The sequence below is a fragment of the Enterococcus sp. HMSC076E04 genome (genome assembly GCF_001814285.1).
Lineage (GTDB): Bacteria > Bacillota > Bacilli > Lactobacillales > Enterococcaceae > Enterococcus_B > Enterococcus_B lactis.
Genome location: NZ_KV815591.1, coordinates 1 through 2,598 on the forward strand (window position 1 = coordinate 1; position 2,598 = coordinate 2,598).

General features: G+C 34.3%; 5 protein-coding genes. 2 read left to right on the plus strand and 3 right to left on the minus strand.

The annotated features are described in order from the left end of the window. Positions 1-628: M23 family metallopeptidase (locus tag HMPREF2961_RS06480; protein ID WP_002371860.1), on the plus strand; the 628-nt coding region annotated here is incomplete at its 5' end. Positions 629-782: 154 nt separating this feature from the next. Then, the gene (locus HMPREF2961_RS06485; RefSeq protein WP_002336717.1) at positions 783-1,319 is read left to right on the plus strand and encodes a class A sortase; all 537 of its coding nucleotides are present in this window, start codon (positions 783-785) and stop codon (positions 1,317-1,319) included. A gap of 321 nt (positions 1,320-1,640) precedes the next feature. Here the strand turns inward: HMPREF2961_RS06485 and HMPREF2961_RS06490 are convergent, their stop codons facing one another. The 3 genes from HMPREF2961_RS06490 to HMPREF2961_RS06500 form a co-directional block, all read right to left on the minus strand. Continuing rightward, a complete protein-coding gene (locus HMPREF2961_RS06490; protein ID WP_002295288.1) occupies positions 1,641-1,847 on the minus strand; it encodes a hypothetical protein in 207 nt (68 codons plus the stop codon). Positions 1,848-1,856: 9 nt separating this feature from the next. After that, positions 1,857-2,153, minus strand: coding sequence for a hypothetical protein (locus HMPREF2961_RS06495; RefSeq protein WP_002307630.1), 297 nt, complete (start codon positions 2,151-2,153; stop codon positions 1,857-1,859). 81 nt (positions 2,154-2,234) lie between these two features. After that, a complete protein-coding gene (locus HMPREF2961_RS06500) occupies positions 2,235-2,501 on the minus strand; it encodes a YfhO family protein (RefSeq protein WP_002307629.1) in 267 nt (88 codons plus the stop codon). Positions 2,502-2,598 lie beyond the last annotated feature (97 nt).

Sequence of the window (2,598 nt, forward strand, 5' to 3'; positions counted from 1 at the left end):
AAAAGCTCAAGAGGCAGAAGCCGCATCTATTATAAAAGATCAGGAAAAAGATGTATCACAACTAGCCGATACCAATGACATAGGAATAGGTCAAGAAAATACTGATACACAGAAAGAAGAACAGATACCAGATGAAACTTCGGAGCAAGATTCGAACTCAGTTAATCAAAATGAGTACCAAGACAACAATAGTTCTTCCGATAATACTCAGATTCAAAGTCCTAGTTCTTCTGGTTGGGGCGCACCCGTAGCCAACATTATCGTCACAAGTCCATTTGGGGGAAGAGCTGATCCTACTGGATTTTCTGGATCTTTTCACAATGGTATAGATATGGGTGGAACTTCTTCAACGCCTATCATGGCATCAAGATCAGGAACTGTAGTGCAGGCGTCATTTGATGGATCCGCAGGTAATTACATTATTATTGATCACGGAGATGGTTACTATTCATATTACCTTCACCTAAGTAATTATATTGCTACACCAGGCCAATCAGTGAGTGCTGGACAGACCATCGGTACCATGGGAACTACAGGAAATTCAACCGGAGTTCATTTGCATTTTGGAATAGCGACTAGCTCAAATTGGTCTGGATTCGTAGATCCTGCTCCATTTCTAGGAATCTAAAAATGATGAAAAAAATCAAGCATCTTTCTTTAAATTTACTTCTAATTAGCCTTTTTCTTATAGGCTTAGTTTTAATATTTAATTTCCAAATTCGATCTTACTTACTGAATAAACAAGTCCACAATATGACATAGCAAATTATTCACAGAAAGATTTGGAAGACAATCTGAAAAGGAAAGGAAACTTTGATTTTGATTCTGTTGAATCTATATCAAATGAGTTAGTATTAAAAGCACAATTCAAGAATAATGATTTGCCTATAATAGGTGGTATCGCTATACACAATGTAAAATTATCTTTACCAATATACAACGGATTGGACAACACCTCGCTCCTTTCTGGGGCTGGAACAATGAAACCAGATCAGCAGATGGGAAAACGAAATTACGCTTTAGCAAGTCATAGTGCTAAAGATAAAACTATTTTATTTTCCCCATTAGAGTTTATTTCTCTAAAAGAAAAAATATATGTAACAGACTTAAAGAATATTTATATTTACCAAGTGTCCTTTAAAGAAAAAGTGGATCCATTAAGAGTCGAAGTCATTGATGATATTCCTAATAAAAATATGATCACTCTTGTTACATGCGGAGATTTGGCTGCTGTAACGAGATTGATTGTACAAGGTACACTGATCGATACAGTTGAATTTAAGAATGCTAATCAATATATCCATTCTTTATTTAGCTAATATAAAAAGTCTTATCAATCCTGACAGATTACGAGTAGTACTTTTTATTAAAGAAAGAAGGTGCTTTCTAAATTCAAATTGGTTTATGGTCATAATAAATTAAATAGGGAAACGAACGCGATTATAAGTTCGTTTCTCTATTTTGTATGAGTGTCTTTAATCTAATTGAAAAGAGCCCTTTTTGATCCAACCTCAAGAAAATTTTGAAAAAATCTTACTATGGAGCTAACTAGTAACGCACCCTATTTAATCATTTAGGAATTTGCTTATATCCCCCTTGTCATTCTATAGTTTCTAGGGAAGATTTAGATTGTGATTTTCCTAAGGAATATCCTCTGTTTTCTTGATATAATCCAGAAAAAGTAAAAATAAAAAGCACCCAGTTGCAATACTAGAGATTACCAAGCCTACCAAGAATCCTGGTGCGAAAAATTCTCCAGCAATTTTCATATTACTATCTTTTGGTAAGTTAGACAATTGAATCAAATCGTCAAAAGCTACTTTGTAAGGATACTCTTCCCCGTCCACAGTAAAAACCTAACCTGGTTCATAGAGAATAGGTATAACAAGATTATTGCTTTCCTCATTTTGAATTTCTCCAGAAAAGCTTTTCTGTTTGAATGAATCTATGTCCATACCATAATTCGGGAACCGTTGCATTGATGTCGCCAAATTATAGTAATCAATCATAATAAAATTTAATGAGAAATCACGAACTACTTGATTTTCTTCCCAACCTAGCAACAATTCTTTCGTTTGAGCATCAATTTGATGCCAGCAGGGATCAAATTGTCGACTTTCCAAATTGGTCACATAGTGCAAATTATTGGCCAAGTTGACGGGAAAATAAACATAAAGTAACTCATCTTTTGTTACTTCTAGAACGTCAAATGAAAAAGAAGCAATATCTGAGGTTTAACTCACTTCGCTTTCTATAATCTTTACACCGCTAGTCGCTTGATGCTGGATTTCTTGATTAGGAATTACTTGGTATTGGTTGCTTAGCAAAATATCCGTAATAACTGTACCACCATTCCGTTTAGCACGGACGTTACTTGTTGAGTACCCTAATCTCGTTAACATTAGTAAATATTTTTTATTGTTCATTGAACTAAATCCTGATACTGAGGGGAAATCATAGTAGAGATTGTCTTTATCAAAGGATGCATAAGTTGAAGTCACTTTTTTTAGTGGTTCCCAATATTCTTGATATACTTCAAATTCTGTTAGAGTTTGGTTGATTGTCTTGGAATGGCAACAGTTTTTTTGACAAATTTTA